This window comes from Saccharothrix sp. AJ9571 (assembly GCF_021725495.1).
Lineage (GTDB): Bacteria > Actinomycetota > Actinomycetes > Mycobacteriales > Pseudonocardiaceae > Amycolatopsis > Amycolatopsis magusensis.
The window spans coordinates 8,922,583-8,944,579 of the sequence record NZ_CP091382.1 but is presented as its reverse complement, the minus strand read 5'-3'; the positions used below and the strand labels follow the sequence as shown (position 1 = coordinate 8,944,579).

At 70.8% G+C, this 21,997-nt stretch carries 22 protein-coding genes; 7 read left to right on the top strand and 15 right to left on the bottom strand.

Annotated elements, in window-relative coordinates; all coding sequences use genetic code 11:
• Positions 1–54 precede the first annotated feature (54 nt).
• Positions 55–1,005 carry an NsdA family TPR-like regulatory protein gene (locus L3Q67_RS40450; protein WP_499186693.1) on the top strand — a complete coding sequence of 317 codons (951 nt, stop codon included), beginning with the start codon at positions 55–57 and terminating at the stop codon, positions 1,003–1,005.
• A complete protein-coding gene (locus L3Q67_RS40445) occupies positions 1,002–5,381 on the top strand; it encodes a HAMP domain-containing hybrid sensor histidine kinase/response regulator (protein WP_499186692.1) in 4,380 nt (1,459 codons plus the stop codon). Before L3Q67_RS40450 ends, L3Q67_RS40445 begins: the two co-directional genes overlap by 4 nt.
• 431 nt (positions 5,382–5,812) lie before the next feature.
• On the opposite strand, the gene amaP is transcribed toward L3Q67_RS40445, so the two are convergent.
• From amaP to L3Q67_RS40400, 9 genes are all read right to left on the bottom strand, one after another.
• On the bottom strand, positions 5,813–6,409 hold the full coding sequence (amaP, locus tag L3Q67_RS40440) for an Asp23/Gls24 family envelope stress response protein (RefSeq protein WP_499186691.1): 597 nt from the start codon (positions 6,407–6,409) through the stop codon (positions 5,813–5,815).
• Positions 6,406–6,942, bottom strand: coding sequence for an Asp23/Gls24 family envelope stress response protein (locus tag L3Q67_RS40435; protein ID WP_499186690.1), 537 nt, complete (start codon positions 6,940–6,942; stop codon positions 6,406–6,408). The genes amaP and L3Q67_RS40435 overlap by 4 nt, the downstream gene beginning before the upstream one ends.
• An 11-nt stretch (positions 6,943–6,953) precedes the next feature.
• The gene (locus tag L3Q67_RS40430) at positions 6,954–7,334 is read right to left on the bottom strand and encodes an Asp23/Gls24 family envelope stress response protein (RefSeq protein ID WP_499186689.1); all 381 of its coding nucleotides are present in this window, start codon (positions 7,332–7,334) and stop codon (positions 6,954–6,956) included.
• A complete protein-coding gene (locus L3Q67_RS40425; protein ID WP_209665782.1) occupies positions 7,331–7,507 on the bottom strand; it encodes a hypothetical protein in 177 nt (58 codons plus the stop codon). Before L3Q67_RS40425 ends, L3Q67_RS40430 begins: the two co-directional genes overlap by 4 nt.
• Positions 7,504–7,824, bottom strand: a complete 321-nt coding sequence (locus tag L3Q67_RS40420) for a hypothetical protein (protein WP_499186688.1) — start codon at positions 7,822–7,824, stop codon at positions 7,504–7,506. Before L3Q67_RS40420 ends, L3Q67_RS40425 begins: the two co-directional genes overlap by 4 nt.
• The gene (locus tag L3Q67_RS40415) at positions 7,824–8,294 is read right to left on the bottom strand and encodes an Asp23/Gls24 family envelope stress response protein (RefSeq protein ID WP_499186687.1); all 471 of its coding nucleotides are present in this window, start codon (positions 8,292–8,294) and stop codon (positions 7,824–7,826) included. Before L3Q67_RS40415 ends, L3Q67_RS40420 begins: the two co-directional genes overlap by 1 nt.
• A 110-nt stretch (positions 8,295–8,404) precedes the next feature.
• The gene (locus L3Q67_RS40410; protein WP_499186686.1) at positions 8,405–8,839 is read right to left on the bottom strand and encodes an Asp23/Gls24 family envelope stress response protein; all 435 of its coding nucleotides are present in this window, start codon (positions 8,837–8,839) and stop codon (positions 8,405–8,407) included.
• On the bottom strand, positions 8,836–9,405 hold the full coding sequence (locus L3Q67_RS40405; RefSeq protein WP_499186685.1) for an RNA polymerase sigma factor: 570 nt from the start codon (positions 9,403–9,405) through the stop codon (positions 8,836–8,838). The genes L3Q67_RS40410 and L3Q67_RS40405 overlap by 4 nt, the downstream gene beginning before the upstream one ends.
• Entirely contained in the window at positions 9,402–10,154 is a 753-nt protein-coding gene (locus L3Q67_RS40400) for a pyrimidine reductase family protein (protein WP_499186684.1), read from the bottom strand. The genes L3Q67_RS40405 and L3Q67_RS40400 overlap by 4 nt, the downstream gene beginning before the upstream one ends.
• 33 nt (positions 10,155–10,187) lie before the next feature.
• Between L3Q67_RS40400 and zapE the strand changes: the two genes are divergently transcribed.
• Entirely contained in the window at positions 10,188–11,222 is a 1,035-nt protein-coding gene (gene zapE, locus L3Q67_RS40395) for a cell division protein ZapE family protein (RefSeq protein ID WP_499186683.1), read from the top strand.
• Here the strand turns inward: zapE and L3Q67_RS40390 are convergent.
• Entirely contained in the window at positions 11,116–11,856 is a 741-nt protein-coding gene (locus L3Q67_RS40390; protein ID WP_499186682.1) for a phosphatase PAP2 family protein, read from the bottom strand. The genes zapE and L3Q67_RS40390 overlap by 107 nt on opposite strands.
• 6 nt (positions 11,857–11,862) lie before the next feature.
• On the opposite strand from L3Q67_RS40390, the gene L3Q67_RS40385 reads away from it, so the two are divergent.
• Positions 11,863–13,485 carry an ABC-F family ATP-binding cassette domain-containing protein gene (locus L3Q67_RS40385; protein ID WP_499186681.1) on the top strand — a complete coding sequence of 541 codons (1,623 nt, stop codon included), beginning with the start codon at positions 11,863–11,865 and terminating at the stop codon, positions 13,483–13,485.
• A 199-nt stretch (positions 13,486–13,684) separates the two neighbouring features.
• Here L3Q67_RS40385 and L3Q67_RS40380 read toward each other — a convergent pair whose 3' ends face one another.
• The 3 genes from L3Q67_RS40380 to rocD all read right to left on the bottom strand — a co-directional run bounded on the left by L3Q67_RS40380 (position 13,685) and on the right by rocD (position 17,206).
• Positions 13,685–14,434, bottom strand: a complete 750-nt coding sequence (locus tag L3Q67_RS40380; protein ID WP_499186680.1) for a GntR family transcriptional regulator — start codon at positions 14,432–14,434, stop codon at positions 13,685–13,687.
• A gap of 156 nt (positions 14,435–14,590) precedes the next feature.
• Positions 14,591–15,955, bottom strand: a complete 1,365-nt coding sequence (locus L3Q67_RS40375) for a DUF2252 domain-containing protein (protein WP_499186679.1) — start codon at positions 15,953–15,955, stop codon at positions 14,591–14,593.
• Positions 15,956–15,997: 42 nt separating this feature from the next.
• A complete protein-coding gene (gene rocD / locus L3Q67_RS40370; RefSeq protein WP_499186678.1) occupies positions 15,998–17,206 on the bottom strand; it encodes an aspartate aminotransferase family protein in 1,209 nt (402 codons plus the stop codon).
• Between the two features lie 148 nt (positions 17,207–17,354).
• Here rocD and L3Q67_RS40365 point away from each other — a divergent pair, with 148 nt between their 5' ends.
• Genes L3Q67_RS40365 through L3Q67_RS40355 form a run of 3 tightly spaced genes read left to right on the top strand, consistent with a single transcriptional unit; the run spans position 17,355 to position 21,269 of the window.
• Positions 17,355–18,185: a polyphosphate kinase 2 family protein gene (locus L3Q67_RS40365; protein ID WP_499186677.1), complete on the top strand. Its 831-nt coding sequence runs from the start codon at positions 17,355–17,357 to the stop codon at positions 18,183–18,185.
• Between the two features lie 34 nt (positions 18,186–18,219).
• Positions 18,220–20,322, top strand: coding sequence for a S9 family peptidase (locus tag L3Q67_RS40360; RefSeq protein ID WP_499186676.1), 2,103 nt, complete (start codon positions 18,220–18,222; stop codon positions 20,320–20,322).
• Entirely contained in the window at positions 20,319–21,269 is a 951-nt protein-coding gene (locus tag L3Q67_RS40355) for an LLM class F420-dependent oxidoreductase (protein ID WP_499186675.1), read from the top strand. The genes L3Q67_RS40360 and L3Q67_RS40355 overlap by 4 nt, the downstream gene beginning before the upstream one ends.
• Here the strand turns inward: L3Q67_RS40355 and L3Q67_RS40350 are convergent.
• Both L3Q67_RS40350 and L3Q67_RS40345 read right to left on the bottom strand, forming a co-directional pair.
• On the bottom strand, positions 21,262–21,594 hold the full coding sequence (locus L3Q67_RS40350; RefSeq protein ID WP_499186674.1) for a fluoride efflux transporter FluC: 333 nt from the start codon (positions 21,592–21,594) through the stop codon (positions 21,262–21,264). The genes L3Q67_RS40355 and L3Q67_RS40350 overlap by 8 nt on opposite strands.
• Positions 21,591–21,971: a fluoride efflux transporter FluC gene (locus tag L3Q67_RS40345; RefSeq protein WP_499186673.1), complete on the bottom strand. Its 381-nt coding sequence runs from the start codon at positions 21,969–21,971 to the stop codon at positions 21,591–21,593. The genes L3Q67_RS40350 and L3Q67_RS40345 overlap by 4 nt, the downstream gene beginning before the upstream one ends.
• Between the last annotated feature and the right edge of the window lie 26 nt (positions 21,972–21,997).

The following is a 21,997-nucleotide window of genomic DNA, read 5'->3' as shown; positions in this document are numbered from 1 at the left end:
ACTGGGGCATCCGAAACCCGGCCCACCCACGAGGTGAGTGACAGGGAGACAAACATGTCCGCTACAGGAATGGAACCCCGCCCGGTCGGCCGGGTCGGCATGCCCGAGGTCGAGCGCGTGGAGGAGGAGACCCGCACTTTCCGTGCACTCGACTACCGCTATGGCGGGGGCTGGTGCCACGAAGCCGCTCTCGCTCAGCTTTCCTGGGGTTATCGGCTCCTGGAAGCGGCGAGCACGGAACGGGTGAAGGCGAAGTTGTGCGCCGCACTCGGTGATCTGACCAGTCTCGTCGGCTGGACCGCATTCGACGCCGGATTCCCCGATGCCGCGCACGCCCGTTTCGACCGGGCGATCGAACTCGCCAGGGAAGGCGGGGACAACGGTCTCGCGGCGAACATCCTGTATCGCAAAGGCAGGGTGTATTTGCACTATGACGCCCCCCGGGAGGCGCTGACCGCGTTCACCCAGGGCGAGCGCGCCGCGGCGGCCGCCGGTTCTCAGGTGATGCTGAGCCTGCTCTGCGCGAACCAGGCGTGGGCGCAGGCGAAGCTCGGCAAGCGCGACGAGGCGATCCGCCTGATCGGCCGCGCCGACGAGGCGTACTACCGGGCCGGCGACGAGGAGGTGCCGGCGTACGCGCGCTTCTTCGACCAGAACGACCTCGCCGCGATGATCGGCACCGTGTACACCGAGCTGGCGCTGGGCGTGGACCCCGCCTACGCGCTGCCCGGCTGCGAGGAACTCAGCGGCGTGGTCGACCGGTACGGCCCGGACATGACCCGCAGCCGGTCCTTCTGCCTGGTGATGCTGGCCATCAACCACCTGCTGATGGGTGATTTCGACGAGGCCGCCGCGGTCGGCGCCCGCGCGCTCACCGCCGCGGAAGGCATGAACTCGGCGCGTTTCACCGATCGGCTGCGCCCGCTGGAGGCCGAAGCCGTCCGGCGAGCCGAACACGTGGAAGCTCGCGAACTGGCGGAGAGAATAGCTACCTTTGCCGCATGACTGTTGCGCGACCGGGCACGCTCGGCGATGAAAGCCTGCAGCAACTGCTGGAAGGGCTGAAGGCGGTCCGCGACGGGGACTTCAGCACCCGCCTGCCCCGCAGCGGCGACCTGCTGATGGACGAGATGTCCGCGGTGTTCAACGGCATGGTCGACCAGCTCGCCCTGTTCACCTCCGAGGTGACCAGGGTGGCGCGGGAGGTGGGCACCGACGGCAAGCTCGGCGGGCAGGCCGCGGTGCCCGGCGTGTCGGGCACCTGGAAGGCGCTCACCGATTCGGTGAACGCGATGGCCGGGAACCTGACCGGGCAGGTGCGCGACATCGCCGAAGTCGCCACGGCGGTGGCGAAGGGCGACCTTTCGCAGAAGATCACCGTGGACGTCAAAGGCGAGATGCTGGAGTTGAAGAACACCATCAACACGATGGTGGACCAGTTGTCGTCGTTCGCCGACGAGGTGACCAGGGTGGCCCGCGAGGTCGGCAGCGAGGGAATCCTGGGCGGTCAGGCGCAGGTTCCCGGCGTGGCCGGGACCTGGCGCGACCTGACGACGTCGGTGAACTTCATGGCGGGCAACCTGACCAACCAGGTGCGCTCCATCGCCGAGGTGACCACGGCGGTGGCGAAAGGGGACCTCTCCCAGAAGATCTCGGTGGACGCGCGCGGGGAGATCCTGGAGCTGAAGAACACCATCAACACGATGGTGGACCAGTTGTCCTCGTTCGCCGACGAGGTGACCAGAGTGGCCCGCGAAGTGGGCACCGAGGGGATCCTGGGCGGTCAGGCGCAGGTTCCGGGGGTGGCCGGGACGTGGCGCGACCTGACCGCGTCGGTGAACTTCATGGCGGGCAACCTCACCGCGCAGGTGCGCTCCATCGCGCAGGTGGCGACCGCGGTCGCCAGGGGTGACCTGACGCAGAAGATCGCGGTCGACGCGCGCGGCGAGATCCGCGAACTGAAGAACACCATCAACACGATGGTGGACCAGTTGTCCTCGTTCGCCGACGAGGTCACCAGAGTGGCCCGCGAGGTCGGCACCGACGGCCGCCTGGGTGGCCAGGCCGACGTGAAGGGCGTTTCGGGTACCTGGAAGGGCCTGACCGAGTCGGTGAACGTGATGGCCGACAACCTCACCGACCAGGTGCGCTCCATCGCCGAAGTCACCACGGCCGTCGCGAAGGGCGATCTGACCCAGAAGATCCGGGTCGACGCGCGCGGCGAGATCCTCGAACTCAAGGACACCATCAACACGATGGTGGGGCAGCTGTCCTCGTTCGCGGACGAGGTGACGAGAGTGGCCCGCGAAGTGGGCACCGAGGGCCGGCTGGGCGGGCAGGCCGACGTGAAGGGCGTCTCCGGGACCTGGAAGGCGCTGACCGTCTCGGTGAACGTGATGGCCGACAACCTCACCGACCAGGTGCGCTCGATCGCGCAGGTGACCGGCGCGGTGGCGCAGGGCGACCTGTCGAAGAAGGTCACCGTGGAGGCCAAGGGTGAGGTCGCCGCGCTCGCGCAGACGATCAACACCATGGTGGACACGCTCTCCGCGTTCGCCGACGAGGTCACCAGAGTGGCCCGTGAGGTGGGCACCGAGGGCATGCTCGGCGGCCAGGCGCGGGTGCCGAACGTGGCGGGCACCTGGAAGAACCTGACCGACAACGTGAACTCGATGGCGGACAACCTGACCAGCCAGGTCCGCTCGATCGCGCAGGTGACCACCGCGGTGGCCCAAGGCGACCTGTCCAAGAAGATCGACGCGGACGCGCGCGGCGAGATCCTCGAGCTCAAGACCACGATCAACACGATGGTGGACCAGCTTTCCGCCTTCGCCGCCGAGGTCACCCGGGTGGCCCGCGAGGTCGGCAAGGAAGGCAGGCTCGGCGGCCAGGCCGAGGTCGAAGGCGTGTCCGGCACCTGGAAGCGGCTCACCGAGAACGTGGACGAGCTGGCGGGCAACCTGACGAGGCAGGTGCGCGCGATCGCCGAGGTGACCAGCGCGGTGGCCACCGGGGACCTGACCCGGTCGATCTCGGTCGAGGCCAAGGGCGAGGTGGCCGAGCTCAAGGACAACATCAACGCGATGGTGCAGTCGCTGCGCGAGACCACCCGCGCCAACCAGGACCAGGATTGGCTCAACACCAACCTGGCGCGCATCTCCGGGCTCATCCAGGGGCACCGCGACCTGCGCGTGGTCGCCGAGCTGATCATGAACGAGCTGACCCCGCTGGTCAGCGCCCAGCACGGCACCTTCTTCTTCGCCGACCCCGGCCAGGACCCGCCGCGGCTGCGGCTGATCGCCACCTACGGGCACAACCAGGCCGACCAGCTGGCCACCGAGTTCGAGTTCGGCCAGTCGCTGGTCGGCCAGGTCGCCAAGACCAGGAAGCCGATCGTGGTCGACCGCACGCCCGCCGACTACGTCCGGGTGTCCTCCAGCCTCGGCTCGGCCGCGCCGGTCAACCTGATCGTGCTGCCCATCGTGTTCGAGGACCAGGTGCTCGGCGTGATCGAACTGGCCTCCTTCGACAAGTTCACCGCGGTGCACCGCGACTTCCTCGAACAGCTCACCGAGACCATCGGCGTCAACGTGAACACCATCATCGCCAACGCCAGGACCGACGCGCTGCTGGAGGAATCGCAGCGGCTGGCCGGGGAACTGCAGGCGCGGTCCGAGGAACTCCAGGCGCAGCAAGCGAAACTGCAGCGGTCGAACGCGGAGCTGGAGGAGAAGGCCGAGCTGCTGGCCAGGCAGAACCGCGACATCGAGGTGAAGAACTTCGAGATCGAGCAGGCGCGGCAGGAGATCGAGGAACGCGCGCAGCAACTGGCGCTGGCGTCGAAGTACAAGTCGGAGTTCCTGGCGAACATGTCGCACGAGCTGCGCACGCCGCTGACGAGCCTGCTGATCCTGGCCGGCGTGCTGGCGCAGAACTCGTCGCAGAACCTGACCGCGAAGCAGGTCGAGTTCGCCAAGGTGATCCAGTCCGCGGGCACCGACCTGCTGCAGCTGATCAACGACATCCTCGACCTGTCGAAGGTCGAGGCGGGCAAGATGGACATCCACCAGGAGCCGTTCCCGCTCAGCCAGCTGCTGGACTACGTGGGCACCACGTTCCGGCCGCTGACCGCGGACAAGGGGCTGGACTTCGAGGTGAGCGTGGAGCCGGACGTGCCGGAGCGGCTGTTCACCGACGAGCAGCGGCTGCGCCAGGTGCTGAGGAACCTGCTGTCCAACGCGGTGAAGTTCACCGAGCGCGGTTCGGTGCGGTTGAAGGTGAAGCTGACCAGCGCCTCCGAGGTGGCGTTCTCGGTGGTGGACACCGGGATCGGCATCGAGGAGGAGAACCTGGAGTCCATCTTCGGCGCGTTCCAGCAGGCCGACGGCACGACGAGCCGCAAGTACGGCGGCACCGGGCTGGGCCTGTCGATCAGCCGCGAGGTGGCGTACCTGCTCGGTGGCGAGATCCAGGCGGAGAGCAGGCTCGGGCACGGGAGCACGTTCACCCTGCGGCTGCCGGTCTCCCGTCTGTCCACCATGGATGGTGCCGTGGTGGAACGGCTGCTGGAGCCGATCTCGATCGGGACGCGGGCGGTGCTCGTGGTCGAGGCGGGGGAGAACGGCCTGCTGACGCTGCTCGCCAGGGGCGTGGCCCGCGAGGTGGGTGACGTGGCGGTGGACACCGTGGCCACGCCGGACGAGGCGGTGAACTGCCTGGGATCGCGGACGTACTCGTGTGTGGTGCTGGACCTGAGCCTGCCCGGAGCGACGGCGCTGACCTTCCTCAAGCGGCTCGGCGCGCTCCCGGAGGGCGCGCCGCCGGTGCTGGCGCACGCCACGCGCAAACTGAGCGCCGCGCAGGATCGGCTGCTTCAAGCGCAACTGCGGCACACCCCGGTGGAGATACTGTCCTCTTTGGACCAGTTGCGCGCGGACATCACCGTCCGGGTGGCCGAGGAGCCCGCCGAGGCACCGGCCGAACCGGCGGTCCCGGAAGGCCGCAGCCTGGAAGGCCGGAAGGTCCTGCTCGTCGACGACGACGCACGCAACGTGTTCGCCATCGCGGGAATGCTGGAGGTGCAGGGCGTCGACGTGGTGCACGCGCCGAACGGCAGGCGGGGGATCGAGATGCTGCTGGAGAACCCCGACATCGAACTGATCCTGATGGACGTGATGATGCCGGAGATGGACGGCTACACCACCACGGCGGCCATCCGCGAGATGCCGGACCACGCGGACCTGCCGATCATCATGGTCACCGCGAAGGCGATGGAAGGGGACCGGGAGAACAGCCTGGCGGCGGGGGCGAGTGACTACGTGACGAAGCCGGTGGACGCGGACGAGTTGCTGTCGTGCATGGGTCGGTGGCTTCGGGGGTAGTGGTCTTTTGGGCCACCCCGGTTTTTCAGTGTGACGACGGCGGGGGTTCTGTTGTCAAGGCGGGAAAGCGTGCCTTGACAACAGAACCCCCGCCGTGTTTTGGGCTGTGGACCGGGGCGGGGTGGGGGGTCTGGGCGGCTGCTCGCCCTGGGGTGCCCGGGTGCCGGTTGCGTTGGTGGTGCTGGTGGTGGGGGTGTGGTGGGGCGTTGTGAGGGTGCCGTGAATGTGGCTTTCACGGCATGGGGGAGTGTCACGAATGTGGCTTTCGGGACGTTGGATTTCTCGAAAGCCACATTCGTGACAGGGCGCCTGTCGCGAGTATGGAACTCGGGTGCGTGAACGTGGGGTTCGGGTGCGTGAACGTGGAACTCGGGTGCACGAGTGTGGAACTCGGGTGCGTGAACGTGGGGGTCGGGTGCGTGAGGGCGCGGTTAGTGGACTCGGGATTGGGGGTCGGCGTCCAGGTCTATGCGGACGGCGGTGGGGAGGGTGTCGACGCCCAGGGATTCCCGGGCTCGCGTGAGGACCTGGGTGTCGATCACCTGCCACACGGTTTTCAGGTCGGCGCCTTCGCGCAGCGAGATGTCCATGCGCAGGGCGGGGGAAGACGGGTCGCCGACGGCGCGGACGCGGGCGCGGCTCACGCCCTCGACGGCTTCGGCGTCGGCGCGGACGGCGGAGGAGATGGCGGCGGCGGTGACGGTCAGTTCCTGGCCGGGGGCGCGGTCCAGTTCCAAGTCCGGCCTGCCTTCCGGGCGCAGTGAGCGGAAGAACCACCACAGCCCGAAGATCAGCAGCAGTACGCCGGCCACGATGGCGGCGGTCTTCGCGATGACCGGTTCACGGCCCAGCCAGTTCACGGCCATCGGGTCCAGCACCGGCCGCAGCGCGCGGAACGTGCCCAGCCAGCCCTGGCCGACCACCAGCGCCAGCACCCCGGCGGCCAGCGCGAGCACCCCGACGAGCGAGGTCAGCGTCCGCTCGGCGCCGTAGGACCGGGCCAAAGCCTTGCTGGCGACGGTTTTCATCGGCGGTCCTTCGGTGAGTCGACGACAACGGACACCCGCGGCTTGCGGGCCAGTGGCACGTCGGCGACCAGTTGGCGCACCACCCACAGCAGGTGCGGGCGCAGCTCGCGTTCGGTGGCCAGTCGCGAAGTCGCCCGCACCCGGACCTTCGTCGCGCTCGCCGTGACCGATGCGCCGGTGACGTTGTCCTCGGCGCGGACGTGCCTGCCGACCAGCCGTGCCAGCGAGCGCGGTGTGGTGGTCACGCTGACCTCTTCGGCCGGATCGGTCAGCCGGACCGCGCGACGCCGGGCGGAAGCGGCCAGCAGCACCAGGATCAGCCCGCCCACGGCGACCAGCGCGGCGATCAGCCGGACCGGGCCGCTCGTCCAGTTCAGGGTGGACAGCTCGGCCTGCCATGCCCGCCACGGCACGATCAACGGCGCTTCGGCCGGGCGCCACCAGTGCCAGCCGACTTCGGCGGCGAGCAGCGCGCCCGCCACCGCGACGGCCAGGCCGAGCAGGGTCGAAAGCAATCGGACGAACACACGCACGGCGAACCCTCCTATCGCACCCGCGGCCGGGGTTCCGGCAGCAGCGCGGAAACCGTCACCGCGAGCGAGCGCACGTGGTAGGAGGTGATGTGCTCCACCTCCCTGGTCACCTGCTCCCGCACCTCGCCGACCACGGTGCGGACCGGGGCCGGGTAATGCAGGGCGAGGTCGAGCACCAGGTCCACGTCGTTGTCCCGGCCGGAGACCTTGGCGCCGGTGCCGTGGGTGCCCAGGCCGAGCCCGGCCACCTTGCGCTCCACCTTCGCCGTGCCGGGCACCAGGTCGGCCGCGCGCTGGGCGACCTTGCGCACCACCGAGTGATCGATGCTCAGCTTGCCGCGTTCCTCCGGCTCGACCGGCGTGGCCGGGGAGCGCAGGTCGACCGCCGTCACCGGTCCCTGCCCTTGCCGAACATGTCGCCGAGGTCCAGTTCGCCGTCGAGCACGCGCCCGACGACCAGGCCGATCACGCCGACCGCGAGCGTGACGAGAAAGGCGGTGAAGCTCTGGCTCGCCGCGAGCCCGAGCACCAGCCCCGCGATGATTCCGGTCTGCGTAGCGTTCATTCTTCCTTCGCTCCTTGGGTGAGGGTGACGTCGGTGATCTCGATGTCGACGGGCACGTCCCCGGCGATCCGGCGCACCCGCTCGCGCAGTTCGGCGCCCACGCCGGTCAGCGGCTCGCCGAGCCGGACCACCACGGCGATCTCGATCCCGGGCCCCGCGGTGCGCACCCCGACCACCCGGCGGCCGGGCAGGTAGGTGATGTGCCCGCCGACGGCACCCCCGGCCAGCCGGACCACCGACGGGTGCGCGAGCACCGCGCCGGCGATCTCGTCGGCCAGCGTGTCCGGCCGGCCGGTCGTGGCTCCAGCGACGGTCATCACTCGACCCGTGCGTTGCTTTCTTCGGCCTCGTCGTCTTCGGGGAGGTGGATGTCGTTGACCGCGATGTTCACCTCGATCACCTCGAGCCCGGTGATCTGCTCGACGGTGCTGATCACGTTGCGCCGCACCGCGCGTGCCACGTCGACGATGCGTGCGCCGTACTCCACCACCACGTCGAGGTCGACCGCGGTCTGCTTTTCGCCGACCTCCACCGAGACCCCGGCGGTGGTCACCGTGCCCGAGCCGGGGATGCGTTCCTTGATCGCGCCGAACGCCCGGGAGACACCCCCGCCGAGCGCGTACACGCCGGAAACTTCGCGGGCGGCGATGCCGGCCACCTTCTGCACGACCGCCGAGGCGATCGTGGTCTTGCCCTGCGCACCGTCCTCGTTGAGCACCGGTGTGGAACCGGTGCTCAGTGCCGGGGTGGTGCCGGTGTTCGGGTTCGTCGCGCTCGTCTGCGCCATGTGAATGCCGTCCCTTTCCCAATCGTCGTTCGCTATTCGTACGATGGGCCGAGCGTCCGCGCCATTCCGCGGTATCCCTCGAATGGGTGAGTCCGGCGGGTTCGGCGGGATCAGTCCAGGTGAACGTCCACCACGTGCACGTTCACCGTCGGCGCCGGTTCGCCGAGTTCGGCGGTCAGCGCGCGGGCGAGCCGGCTCCGCAGCGCTTCGGCGGCTTCGTCGGCGTGCACGCCGTACCGGACGGTGGTGAGCACCTCCAGCTCCCCGGCCTGGAACGCGACCGCGGCGACGTGCAGGCCGCCGATCCGGTGCCCGAGTTCGGCGGCCAGCCGCCGGGCCAGCAGCACTACGACCTGCTCGGACACCCGGAGCCTGCCGCCGTCCTGGTGGTATTCGAGCTCGCCGGAGCCGCCGCGCAGCCCCCGCACCGAGCGCAGCACCCGGTCGACCAGCCCCGGTGGCGTCGGCACCGTGGTACGGGCCGCCGCGTGCACCAGGTGCCAGTCGGGATCCTGGGTGGGGTCCTCGGCCGGTGCCGTGCTCATCGCAGCTCCTTGAGTTTCACGAGCAGGGCCACCCTCGCGCGGTGCAACCGCGAGCGCAAGGCCGGAACGCTGACCTCGAGCACTTCGGCCACCTCCTCGTAGCTCAGCCCTTCCAGCTCCCGCAGGACCAGCGGCACCCGCTGCGAGACGTCGAGATCGGCGATCGCGCGCAGCGTGGCGTCTACCTCTTCGGCCCGCACGACCTGGCCTTCCGGGTTCGCGTGGCGGTCCGCCAGCTGCAAGCCGGCGTCGACGCCCTCGTCGGCGTCGAGCGAAACCGTCGGCTTGCGACGGCGGACGTAGGCGAGCGCGGCATTGGTCACTACGCGGTAGAGCCAGGTGGACACCGCCGACTCGGCGCGGAAGCCGGACAGCCCGCGCCAGGCGGAGATCCAGGCGTCCTGCACCACGTCCTCGGCCTCGGCGTTGTTGCCGGTGATCCGCAGCGCCACCCGGTACATCCGCGGGGTGTGCCGCCGGACGAGCTGGTCGAACGCGTGCGGGTCGCCCGCCACGGCGCTGGCGAGCAGCGCCTGGTCCGGTCTCGGCTCGCCGGGCACGGTCACCGCCGCCGGTACCGGAACATGGTGAACCCGTCCTCGTGCAGGATCGACGCCAGTTCCAGGTCCCGCGGCACGTCCGTGCGCCTGCCTTCGGCGATGCGCCCGGCTCCGGCGCCGGCCAGCAGCGGCGCGACGGTCAGGCACAGCTGGTCGACCAGGTTCTCCGAGACCAGCCCGCCGAACAGGTGCGGCCCGCCCTCGCAGTTGATCCGGCGCAGCCCGCGCCGGTCCAGTTCGGCGAGCGCGGCGGTCAGGTCCACGGTCCGCGACCCGGCGACGATCACCTCGGCACCCGCGTCGGCGAGCGCTTGGCGCCGGGCGGGCGGTGCGTCTTCGGTGGTCAGGATGATCGGCGGGATCGCCGCGTCGGTGAACAGTGCCGAGTCCGGTTCGATCGAGCAGCGCGCGGTGACCACGGCGATCGGCGGGATGTCGGACAGCCCCAGGCGCTGCCGGGCTTCGGTGCGCCGCTTGCTCGGCCGCACACCGCGGTAGTCCTCCGCGATGACCGTGCCCGCCCCGGCCAGCACCACGTCGCAGAGGTCCCGGCCGAGCAGGAAGATGCGCTTGTCCGCCGGGTGGGACAGGCCCTCGGACCGGTCCGCCAGGGTGACCGCGCCGTCCGCCGAAGCGACGAAGTTCACCTGCACCCAGGGCTTCGACAGCTCGGCCGGGTAGGCGTAGAGCCGTTCGAGGTCGGCGCCGGTCAGTTCGCCGCCGCCGGAGCCGTTCTGGGGCCAGAGCTGTCGCACGCCCCCATCCCAGCACGGGTTACGCTCGCCCGCATGCCCCCACGCCTGATCGATCGCGACCCCCAGTTGGGCGCGGAGGAGCTGATCGGCTCGCTGGTCCCGCCACCGCGGTTCGACGGTGTCCGCTTCGACACTTACGTGCCGAACCCCGAGGAACCCAGTCAGGCCGCCGCCGTGCGCGACTGTTCGGCGTTCGCGGCCAGGGTGGACGCCGCGCGCAAGCCGAAGTCGAAGTGGAAGGCGCTGTTCGGCGGTGGTGGCGAGGACCACGGCAAGCCGGGGCTGTACCTCGACGGCGGGTTCGGCGTCGGCAAGACCCACCTGCTCGCCTCCATCTGGCACGAGTCGCCCTCGCCCAAGGCGTATGCCACCTTCGTCGAGCTGACCCACCTGGTCGGGGCGCTGGGCTTCGCCGAGGCGGTGCGCCGGTTGTCCGCGCACCGGTTGCTCACCATCGACGAGTTCGAACTGGACGATCCCGGCGACACCATGCTGGTGACCCGGCTGCTGCGCGAGCTGACCGACGCCGGGGTCTTCGTCGCGGCCACCTCGAACACGCTGCCGGACAAGCTGGGGGAGGGACGGTTCGCCGCGGAGGACTTCCTGCGCGAGATCCAGTCGCTGTCCGCGCGGTTCGGCGTGGTGCGGGTGGACGGTCCCGACTACCGCCACCGCGGGCTGCCCGAAGCACCGCCGCCCGCGTCGGACGACGAGCTGGAGGCCTCCGCCGCCCGGGTGCCCGAGTCCACTGTGGACGACTTCGGGCAGCTGTGCGACTACCTGGCGAAGCTGCACCCGTCGCGGTACGGACGGTTGATCCGTGGCGTGCCGATGGTGCACCTGCGCGGGGTTTCCGCGGCGCCGGACCAGAGCGTGGCGCTGCGGCTGGTGGCTTTCGCCGACCGGCTCTACGACAGCGCCATCCCGGTGCTGGCCTCCGGTGAACCGCTTTCGGCGCTGTTCACCGAGGAGATGCTCCAGGGCGGGTACCGGAAGAAGTACCTGCGGGCGGTGAGCCGGCTGACGGCGCTGGCGAGGGACGCCGCCAAGCCCGCGCCCCGGTCGTGAGCACCGCCGCGATCAGCGGCACCACCGCGACCGAGAGCCCGGCGCCACCGGCCACGTCCGTGGCGTAGTGGTAGTGCAGGCCGATCATGCCGATCCCGGCGCCGACGGTCAGCAGCACGCCGATCCCGGCCACCAGCAACGCCGTCCTGGCTGCCCGGACCAGCAGCACCACGACGGTCAGCGTGGTCACCAGGCTGACCGTGTGCCCGCTGGGATAGGCGAGGTGGTCGTCGTAGAAGCGGCCGAACCACGGTTTGAGCACCCAGCTCGACAACAGCACCGCGATCGCCGGTGCCAGCACGGTGAGCGCCAGCCCGGTCCAGTGGCGGCGGACGCCACAGCCGACCGCGAGCAGCGCCAGTACGGGTAGGAGCACATACGGCTCGGTGGGCAGTACGAGCACGCGCAACAGGAACTCGTTGCCGCCCAGGGTTTTCTCCACCGCCGTGGCGATCTCCGCGTCCGGGGAGGCGAAACCGCGGTCACCGGCGAAGAGCAGGCCCAGTACCAGGAACACGGCGAACCCGGCCAGCGCGGTGCCCAGCGTGGCCGTGGTCCTGAGGGTGGCTGTCCGGTCGATACCGCCGAGCCTACGGGTAATTCGGTCGCCTCCTCGCGCACGGTCGGTCACCATGCGCGGGTGGCCCATCTCGAAGCGAGCGCGCTGTCCTACCGGCTCGACGACGGCAGGCAGCTGTTCGAAGACGTGTCGTTCCGGGTCGGCTCGGAGCAGGTGACCGCGCTGGTGGGGGACAACGGCGCGGGCAAGACCACGCTGCTGCGCCTGCTCGGCGGCGAGCTGACCCCGCTCTCCGGCGCGGTGCAGGTGCAGGGCGGGCTCGCGGTGATGCCGCAGTTCATCGGCTCGGTCCGCGACGAGCGCACGGTCCGCGACCTGCTGCTCGCGGTGGCGCCGGTGCCGTTGCGCGAGGCCGCCGCCGAACTGGACGCGGTCGAACTGCTGCTGATGGACACCGACGACGAGGCCACCCAGATGCGGTACGCCGAAGCGCTCTCGGCGTGGGGCGAAGCGGGCGGCTACGCGATCGAGGTCCTGTGGGACACGGTGACCGTCGCCGCGCTCGGGGTGCCGTTCGACCGCGCGCGGTTCCGCGAGGTGCGCACGCTGTCCGGCGGTGAGCAGAAACGCCTGGTGCTGGAGGCTCTGCTGCGTGGCCCGGAGCAGGTGCTGTTGCTCGACGAGCCGGACAACTACCTCGACGTGCCGGGCAAGCGCTGGCTGGAGGGGCGTCTCGCCGAAACCGGCAAGGCGGTGTTGCTGGTCAGCCACGACCGGGAGCTGCTGGCCGCGGCGGCCACGCACATCGTCACCCTGGAGGGCGGCACGACCTGGGTGCACGGCGGCGGGTTCGGCCGCTGGCACGAAGCCCGGCGGGCGCGCGGGGAGCGGATGGCCGAGCTGCGGCGGCGCTGGGACGACAAGCACGAGCAGCTGATCGAGCTGGTGCGTTCGCTCCAGCGCGCGGCGACGATGAGCGACGAGATGGCCTCGCGCTACCGGGCCGCGCAGACCCGGCTCCGGAAGTTCGAGGAGGCCGGTGCGCCGCCGCTGCCGCCGAAGGAGCAGAAGGTCAAGCCGCGGCTGAGCGGCGGGCGGACCGGGCTGCGCGCGATCACCTGCACGGAGCTGGAGTTGACCGGCCTGATGCGGCCGTTCGACCTGGAGGTGTTCTTCGGCGACCGGGTCTGCGTGCTCGGGTCGAACGGTTCGGGCAAGAGCCACTTCCTCCGGCTGCTCGGAGGGGACGACTCGGTGGGCCACACCGGGGTCTGCCGGTTGGGCGCGCGGGTGGTGCCGGGGCTGTTCGCCCAGACGCACCAGCACCCGGAATGGCTCGGGCGGACGCTGGTCGACCTGCTGTGGCGCGGCGACGACACCCGGCGCAGCGTGGACCGCGGCACGGCGATGGCCGCGCTGAGCCGCTACGGCCTCGCCGCCGCCGGTGACCAGCGCTTCGAGACGCTCTCGGGCGGGCAGCAGGCGCGGTTCCAGGTCCTGCTGCTCGAACTGAGCGGCGCCACCCTGCTCCTGCTCGACGAGCCCACCGACAACCTCGACCTGATCTCGGCGGAGGCACTGCAGGACGCGCTCGCCGAGTTCACCGGCACGGTCGTCGCGGTGACGCACGACCGCTGGTTCGCGCGTTCGTTCGACCGGTTCGTCCTTTTCGCGGCCTCCGGCGAAGTCAACGAGGTGGACGAACCGGTGTGGACCGAAGGCCGGGTCGACCGAGTGCGCTGAGCTGGGGTGCGGCGAGTGTGGGGTTCGGGCGCCTGAACGTGGGGTTCGGCTGCGGGAATGTGGGGTTCGGCTTCCTGAATGCTATGAGTGGGGCATTACTTGCATTGAACGCTAGTAATGCCCCACTCATAGCATTGGCGGGGGAGGGGTGGGGTCGGTTGTGGAGTGGGCCACTTGCGGGGTAGAGTGGCATAGTCCACTAGGAGAGCGGGTATGGATGGAGCAGCTTCCACACCTCGGCGGGGAAGACCGACTCGTCGAAGCGGAAGGCGTCGCCGTCGGCGTCGAAGACCGCCAGGTGTTGCTCCAGGACGGCCGAGGTGCCCGGCAGTTGCAGCCGTTTGCGCTCGGCAGGCGTGGCGAGCCGGGCGCGGACTTGGTCGCGCCCGAACGCGGGCTGTCTGCCGGTGCTCGTGCTGACGTACTCGTCCACCGCGGCCGGGTGCATGTCCTTGTCCAGCAGGTCCGGCGCCCGCGCGGCGGTCTCCGTGCCGAACCACGAGGTACGCAGTTCCGACGGCGTGCCGCCGGACTCGGTGACCAGGACCTGGCGGCGCAACCCGCGGCTGCCGGCGTGGCTGCCGAAGACGTCCGCCACGTGCGGTGGCACGACGGCTTCCTCCGCGACCAGCACCACCAGCCCGGCTTCGGCCGGGAAGCTGACGTCGAGCGTGCGCGACATCGCGAACCGGTTGCCGTGGCCGCCGGGCAGGTCGGCGCGGACGTAGGTGCCCGAGCCGTGTCTGCTCTCGACGTAGCCCTGGTGCCGCAGCAGGCGCAACGCGTCGGCCGCGGTCGGGCGCGCGACGCCCCACTCGCGCACGAGCTGCCGCTCCGAGGGCGCGCTCGCGCCGGGCTCCAGCTCGCCGGAGACGATCTTGGCCCGGATGCTGTTCGCGATCTGGTGGTACTTCGGCGTCGCGTCCCCGCTGGATCCTTCGTTCTCCATGCACGTCCTGTGTTTTCGGCCGCGCCTCCGGCACGGCGCCGAGGTCGCTCTTGAGCCGGTCGTTGGACTGAACCACGCCCGCCCGTGGGGCGGACGGCCGCGCTCCAGTCCAACGACCGGCGCGACCTCGTGGCCTAGGGCACCTTAGCAGTGGGCTCAGTCGGCGGTTTCGATCTCGGCTGCGACGCGGCCGGACTCGACCGCGGCCATCAGTTCGGCGTGGTCGGCCTCGGTCTGGTCGGCGTAGCGCACGGCGTACCGGCCCACGGCCTCATCCATGTCCTCGTCCTCGTCGAAGTACCCGGCGAGCAGCCGCGGATCGATGGAGCGCACGTGCGCGCGGGCCAGCAGCGCGCCCGCCAGCCGCCCGTAGTCGTCGAGGTGGTTGCCCTTGAGCGCGGTCGGATCGATGTCGCCCTTCATGTTGCGGAACTGACGCACGATGTAGGCGCGGCCCTCGATCGTGGTCCAGCCCAGCAGGATGTCGGTCTCGGCCTGCACCAGCCGGGCGCCGTGCACGATCCGCTGCCCCTCGTGCTCGGCGGGCGGGCAGTCCAGGTACGGCTCCAGTGACGAGGCACGGGCCTCCTTGACCTGCAAAACCAGCGATTCGTCGGTGTTGCCGCGCAGCAGTGCGACGTAGCTGCGCAGCCCGACGCTGCCGGTGCCGACCACGCGGAAGGCCACATCCGAGACGCCGAAGCGGGTGATCAGGTTCCGCCGCGACTCCCGCAGGGTGTCCACATAGGACACCAAGCCGTCGGTGACCGCCTCGGCGGTCGCGTCGTCGACCCGGGTCAGCACCGGCGGCTCCTCGATGAACCGGTTCTCCCGCGTCCACTTCGCCACCACCTTGGCGCTGGTGTTCTTGCGTGCCTTGGCCGCGGCGTCGGCGAAGTCGTCGATCAGCTCGTCGGCCTTGATCCGGCTCAGCGCGGCCGCGTTGGGCAGCGCGTTCCACGACCGCATGAACGGCAGCTCGGCCAGGCTCCGCACGGTCCGCCGGTAGGACTTCACCACGTCCTCGGCGGCTTCGAGGCACTTCGACGCCGAGACCCCGCCTTCGCGACCGGCCAGCACCAGGCTGGTGGCCAGCCGCTTGACGTCCCACTCCCACGGGCCGGGCACGGTCTCGTCGAAGTCGTTGATGTCCATCACGATCTCGCCGTCCGGCGTGCCGTACAGGCCGAAGTTCGCCGCGTGCGCGTCACCGCAGATCTGCGCGATCAAGCCGCTCTTCGGCGCGTCCGCGAGGTCGGCGGCCATCAGCCCGGCCGCGCCGCGGAAGAAGGAGAACGGCGACGAGACCATCCGGCCCATGCGCAGCGGCACCAGCGACGGCAGCCGCCCGGCGTTGCTGGTTTCGATGAACTCCAGCACGCCGGGCCGCCGCGGGCCGGTCGCCTCGTGGTCGTGCGCTGAGGGTGGGGCCGCCTCACGCAGCGCCTTGCCCTGGGCGCGGACCGCCTCCGGGTCCTGGACCTCCCGCAGTTCCGCCGCATCGCGCCGTCCGCTGACCATGGCCTGCTCCCTCCAGCTGTGACTGCGGGGAGCTAACCAGAGTCAGCGCGCGCCGATGACCTCGGCCAGCGCTTCGACCCCGCGGTCCAGTTCGTCCTGTTCGATCACCAGCGGCGGTGCCAGTCGCAGCGTGTGGTCGTGGGTTTCCTTGCACAGCACGCCGAGCCCGGCGAGCGCCTGCGAGGCCTCGCGGCCGGTCGGACCGCCGGGCGCGATGTCCACGCCGGCCCACAGGCCGCGCCCGCGCACCGCGGACAGCCCGTTGCCGACCAGCTTCGCCAGCCGCTCGTGCAGGTGCGCGCCCAGTTCGGTGGAGCGCTGCTGGAACTCGCCGGTGGCGAGCAGCCGGACCACCGCGCGGCCGACCGCGCAGGCGAGCGGGTTGCCGCCGAAGGTGGAGCCGTGCTCACCCGGGCGCAGCACGCCGAGCACGGCACGCGAGCCGACCACCGCGGACACCGGCAGGATGCCGCCGCCGAGGGCCTTGCCGAGGGTGTACACGTCGGCGTGGACGTTCTCGTGCTCCAGAGCGAGCAGCTTGCCGGTCCGTGCCAGGCCGGACTGGATCTCGTCGGCGATCATCAGCGAACCCGACTCGTCGCACAGCCGCCGCACCTCGGCGAGGTAACCCTCGGGCGGCACGATCACACCCGCCTCACCCTGGATCGGCTCGAGCAGGACCGCCGCGGTCCGCGGGCCGATGGCGGCACGCAGCGCGTCGGCGTCGCCGTAGGGCACGGTGACGAAGCCGGGGGTGAACGGGCCGAAGTCGGCCCGCGCGGTCTCGTCGGTGGAGAAGGAGACGATGGTGGTGGTGCGGCCGTGGAAGTTCGACCCGGCCACCACGATCTCCGCCTGCCCGTCCGGCACGCCCTTGACCTGGTAGGCCCACTTGCGCGCGAGCTTGACCGCGGACTCGACCGCCTCGGCGCCGGAGTTCATCGGCAGCACCATCTCGGTGCCGGTCAGCTCGGCCAGCTCGCGGCAGAACAGGCCCAGCTGGTCGTGGTGGAAGGCCCGCGAGGTCAGCGTGACCCGGTTCAGCTGCTCGGTGGCCGCGGCGACCAGCGCCGGGTGCCGGTGCCCGAAGTTGAGCGCGGAGTAACCGGCGAGGAAGTCGAGGTAGCGCTTGCCCTCGACATCGGTGACCCAGGCGCCTTCACCTTCGGCGATGACCACGGGCAGGGGGTGGTAGTTGTGCGTGCCCCAGTGCTCGTCGAGGGCCACGTATTCGGCGGCGGAGGTCGTCATGCGCTCAGGTTAAGTCCTTCCTGGGAAACCTTCATCCGGAAATCATTGCTTTAACCCGGCGTTCGTTGCGCAATTCGCCGCTCTCGGGCACGAATCGTTGTTCAGGACGCGTGCTGCGGTCGGCCGGCCGGTGATCTACTGTCGCCGGATGACGGTGCGTGACGCGTTGCGGGTGGTCGTGGGCTCCGGCGTCGAGTTGCCGGACCCGCGCGACCGCCCGGTGGGACCGGACAAGAAGGCCAAGGCACGGGACGAGCTGCCCGAACTCGGGGCCGAGCTCGACGAACTGCAGGAGCGGCTCTTCGCCGAGGACGGTCGCAGCCTGTTGCTGGTGCTCCAGGGCATGGACACCTCCGGCAAGGGCGGCACGGTCCGCCACGTGCTCGGCATGGTGAACCCCCAGGGCGTCCGGTACCAGGCGTTCAAGAAGCCGACCGCGGCCGAGCGGCGGCAGCACTTCCTGTGGCGCGTGCGCAAGGTGCTGCCCACCACCGGGCAGATCGGCGTCTTCGACCGCTCGCACTACGAGGACGTGCTGGTGCCGCGGGTGCTCGGGCAGCTCGGCGGGGCGGAACTGGCGAAGCGGTACGAGGAGATCAACGCCTTCGAGCGCGAGCTGGCCGACGCCGGTACGACGATCGTCAAGGTCTTCCTGCACATCTCCCCGGAGGAGCAGCTCGAACGGCTGCGCGGCCGCCTGAACGACCCCGCCAAGCGCTGGAAGTACACGCCGGACGACCTCGAGGCCCGCGGGCGCTGGCACGACTACCAGCAGGCCTACCACGGCGTGCTGCGGGAGACCTCGACCGCCGCCGCGCCCTGGTACGTGGTGCCCGCCGACCGCAAGTGGTACCGGAACTGGGCGGTCGCCGGGCTGCTGCTGGAAACCCTGCGCGAGATGGCGCCGGTCTACCCCGAGCCCGGCTACGACGTGGCGGCCCAGCTGGCCGCGCTGGACGCGGCGAAAGCGCTGCCGTAGCCAACCGGTGGGCGCGTCTGACAGAGTGCTGCCCGTGAGTGACGACGTCTCCTTTCTCCGGAAGCAGGCCCGCACCCAGCGGTTCACCCTGGGCGCGCCCAAGGAGTTCCGGATCTCGCCGGACGGCGGCCGGGTGCTGTTCCTGCGGGCCGAATCCGGGGTCGACCGGCGGAACAGCCTGTGGAACCTCGACCTGGGCACCGGCACCGAGACCAAGGTGGTCGACGCCGCTCAGCTGCTGCCCGGCGAGGAGGACCTGCCACCCGAGGAGCGGGCCCGCCGCGAGCGCAGCCGCGAGACCTCCGGCGGCGTGGTCGGGTACGCGGTCGACGCCGCGTTCCGGCTGGCCACGTTCAGCCTCTCCGGCAAGCTGTACACCGTCGACCTGAGCTCCGGGGAGATCACCACGCTGGTGGACACCGCGGTGATCGACCCGCGGCCGAACCCGGCGGGCACCCACGTGGCCTACGTGCGGGACCGGCGGCTGCGGGTGATCGAACTCGCCACCGGGGAGGACCGCCTGCTGGTCGACGAGCCGGGCGAACACCTCGCCTGGGGGCTCGCCGAGTTCATCGCGGCCGAGGAGATGGGCCGCGCCCGCGGGTACTGGTGGTCACCCGAGGGGGACCGGCTGCTGGTGGAACGCAGCGACAGTGCTCCGGTGCCGCGCTGGAACATCGCCGACCCCGCGCACCCGGAGGCCGGTGTGCACACGGTCGCCTACCCGGCCGCCGGTTCGGCCAATGTGGACGTCTCGCTGTCGATCATCGGGCTGGACGGCAGCCGGGTGGACGTCGAACGCGGTGACTGGGAGTACCTGGCCTCGGTGCACTGGTCGGCGGGCGGCCCGCCGCTGATCGCGGTGCAGCCGCGTGACCAGCGGCGGCTGGAGATCCGCTCGGTGGACGTGCGCGACGGCTCCACCTTCCTGCTGTACGCCGAGACCGACGAGCACTGGGTGGAGCTGATCCCGGGGGCGCCGGCGTGGACGGCCGACGGGAAGCTGGTGCGCGTCGGCGTCTCCGAGGACACCTACCGCCTGTTCGTGGACAACCGGCCGGTCACCGAAGCGGGCTTGCAGGTGCGCTCGGTGCTGCACGCCGGTGACGAGGTGCTGTTCAGCGCTTCGGCCGAGGACCCGACGCAGATCCACGTCTACCGCACCGGCGGCGACGGCGTGCAGCGACTGTCCCTTTCGGACGGCGTGCACATCGGCGCCGGTTCGGCGGCGGTCACCGTGTTGTCCTCGTGGAGCCTGGAGCACAGCGGCCCCGAGGTGACCGTGCTGGCGGACGCGAAACCGGTGGCCAAGGTGGTCTCGTCCACAGTGGACCCCGGGCTGGAGCCGAACCTGACCTGGCTGACGCTGGGCGAGCGCGGGCTGCGCGCGGCGCTGCTGCTGCCCACCGGTTACCGGCCGGAGCAGGGCAAGCTGCCGGTGCTGCTCGACCCGTACGGCGGCCCGCACGCGCAGCGGGTGCTGCAGAGCCGCAACGCCTTCCTGAACCCGCAGTGGCTGGCGGACCAGGGGTTCGCCGTGCTGGTCGCCGACGGGCGCGGCACGCCGGGACGCGGTCCCGCGTGGGAGAAGGAGATCTCCCGCGAGCTGGCCGAAGTCACACTGGCCGATCAGGTGGACGCGCTGCTCGCGGCCGCGGCCGAGCACCCCGCGCTGGACCTCGGCCGGGTCGGCATCCGCGGCTGGTCCTACGGCGGTTACCTCTCCGCGCTGGCGGTGCTCCGGCGCCCGGACGTGTTCCACGCGGCGGTCGCGGGCGCGCCGGTCACCGACTGGTCCCTGTACGACACGCACTACACCGAGCGCTACCTGGGCACACCGCAGGCCGACGCCGACTGCTACGAGCGGAACTCGCTGATCGCCGGCGCCGGGGACCTGCGGCGCGCGCTGCTGCTGGTGCACGGCCTTGCCGACGACAACGTGTTCGTGGCGCACACGCTGAGGCTGTCCTCGGCGCTGCTGGCGGCCGGGCGGGCGCACACGTTCCTGCCGCTGGCCGGCGCGACGCACATGACCCCGCAGACCGAGACCGTCGCCGAGAACCTGCTTCGGCTGCAGGTCGACTGGCTGCACCGGGAACTGGAAGCACACCGGACTACGGAAGGAAAAACCGCGTGAACCGCTGGGGCATCACGATCCCGTTCACCGGGGTCCCGCTGGCAGCGCACCGGGAACTGGTGCAGGAGCTGCCCGACCTCGGCTACACCGACGCCTGGTCCGCCGAAACCGCGGGCACCGACGCGTTCTCGCCGTTGCTGCTGGCTTCGCAGTGGGCGCCTTCGCTGCGCCTGGGCACCGCGATCGTGCCGGTGTACACCCGGGGTCCCGGCCTGCTCGCGATGAGCGCGGCGACACTGGCCGAATGCGCGCCGGGGCGGTTCGTGCTCGGCATCGGCACCTCGTCGCCGGTGATCGTCGAAGGCTGGAACGCCACCGAGTTCGCCGAACCGTTCGCGAAGACGCGGGACACGCTGCGCTTCCTGCGTGCCGCGCTGGCGGGGGAGAAGGTCACCGAGAAGTACCCGACCTTCTCGGTCAGCAAGTTCCGGCTGGAGCGCATCCCGGATCCGGCGCCGCCGATCATGCTGGCGGCCCTGCGCCCCGGCATGCTCAAGCTGGCCGCCAAGGAGGCGGACGGGGCCATCACGAACTGGCTCGCGCCGGGCGACGTGCCGAAGGTGCGCGAGGTGCTCGGCCAGGAGCCGGAACTCGCCGCGCGGATCTTCGTCTGCCCCACCGAGGACGCCGACGCCGCGCGCGGGCTCGGGCGGCTGCTGATCAGCAGCTACCTGACCGTGCCGGTGTACGCGAAGTTCCACGACTGGCTGGGCCGCGAGGAGATCCTCGCCCCGATGCACCGGGCGTGGGCGGCGGGCGATCGCAAGGCGGCGAACGAGGCCATCCCGGACGAGGTGGTCGACGACCTGATCGTGCACGGCAGCCCCGAGGCCTGCCGCGAGCGTGTCCAGTCCTATGTGGACAACGGGTTGACCACCCCGGTGATCGCCCTGCTGCCCACCGGCGGCGACCCGTTCGAGCAGGTGCGGGCGCTGCGGCCTAACTGACCGCGAGCAGGGTGAGCGTGGCCGCGCCGAAGCCGGCGGTGAAGGTCGCGGCCACGTACGCCACCGCCCGCGCCCGGTGCCCCTTGGTGAACAGGCCGACCGTTTCGTACCCGAAAGTGGAGTACGTGGTCAGTGCGCCGCACAGGCCGGTGCCGAGCAGGGCCTGCGTGGCGCCGGTGGTACCGGCCAGGAACCCGAGCAGCGCCGAACCTGTCACGTTCACCGCGAAGGTGCCCCAGGGGAAGCGCGCGTTGAGAGCCCGGCCGACGAGGTAACGCAGCACCGCGCCGGCCGCGCCGCCGAGCGCGACCAAAAGCGCCGTCATCTTTCGCCCTTCCGGGTGGCCAGGCGGATACCGGCGACCACCGCCGCGAGGCAGGCGGCGAGTGTCACGAAGGTGTAGGCGACGGCGGGCCACGGGTTCCCCGTTTGGACTGCTCGCAGCGCGTCGAGCACGGCGGTGGAGTAGGTGGTGTAGCCGCCGAGCACGCCGGTGCCGAGGAACGCGCGCGGCAGCACTCGATCGGTGGTCGCGTACAGCGCGCCGATGAGCAGGCAGCCGGTCACGTTGACGAGCATTGTGGACACCGCGAAACCGCCCGGCGGGTGCGGAAAAGCCGCGGAAAGGCCGAATCGGGCAAGGCTGCCGAGCGCGCCACCGGCGGCGATCGCCCCCGGTACCCGGAACCGCGCGGTGCTCACGGTGCTCACCTCCGCGGGCGAACTTA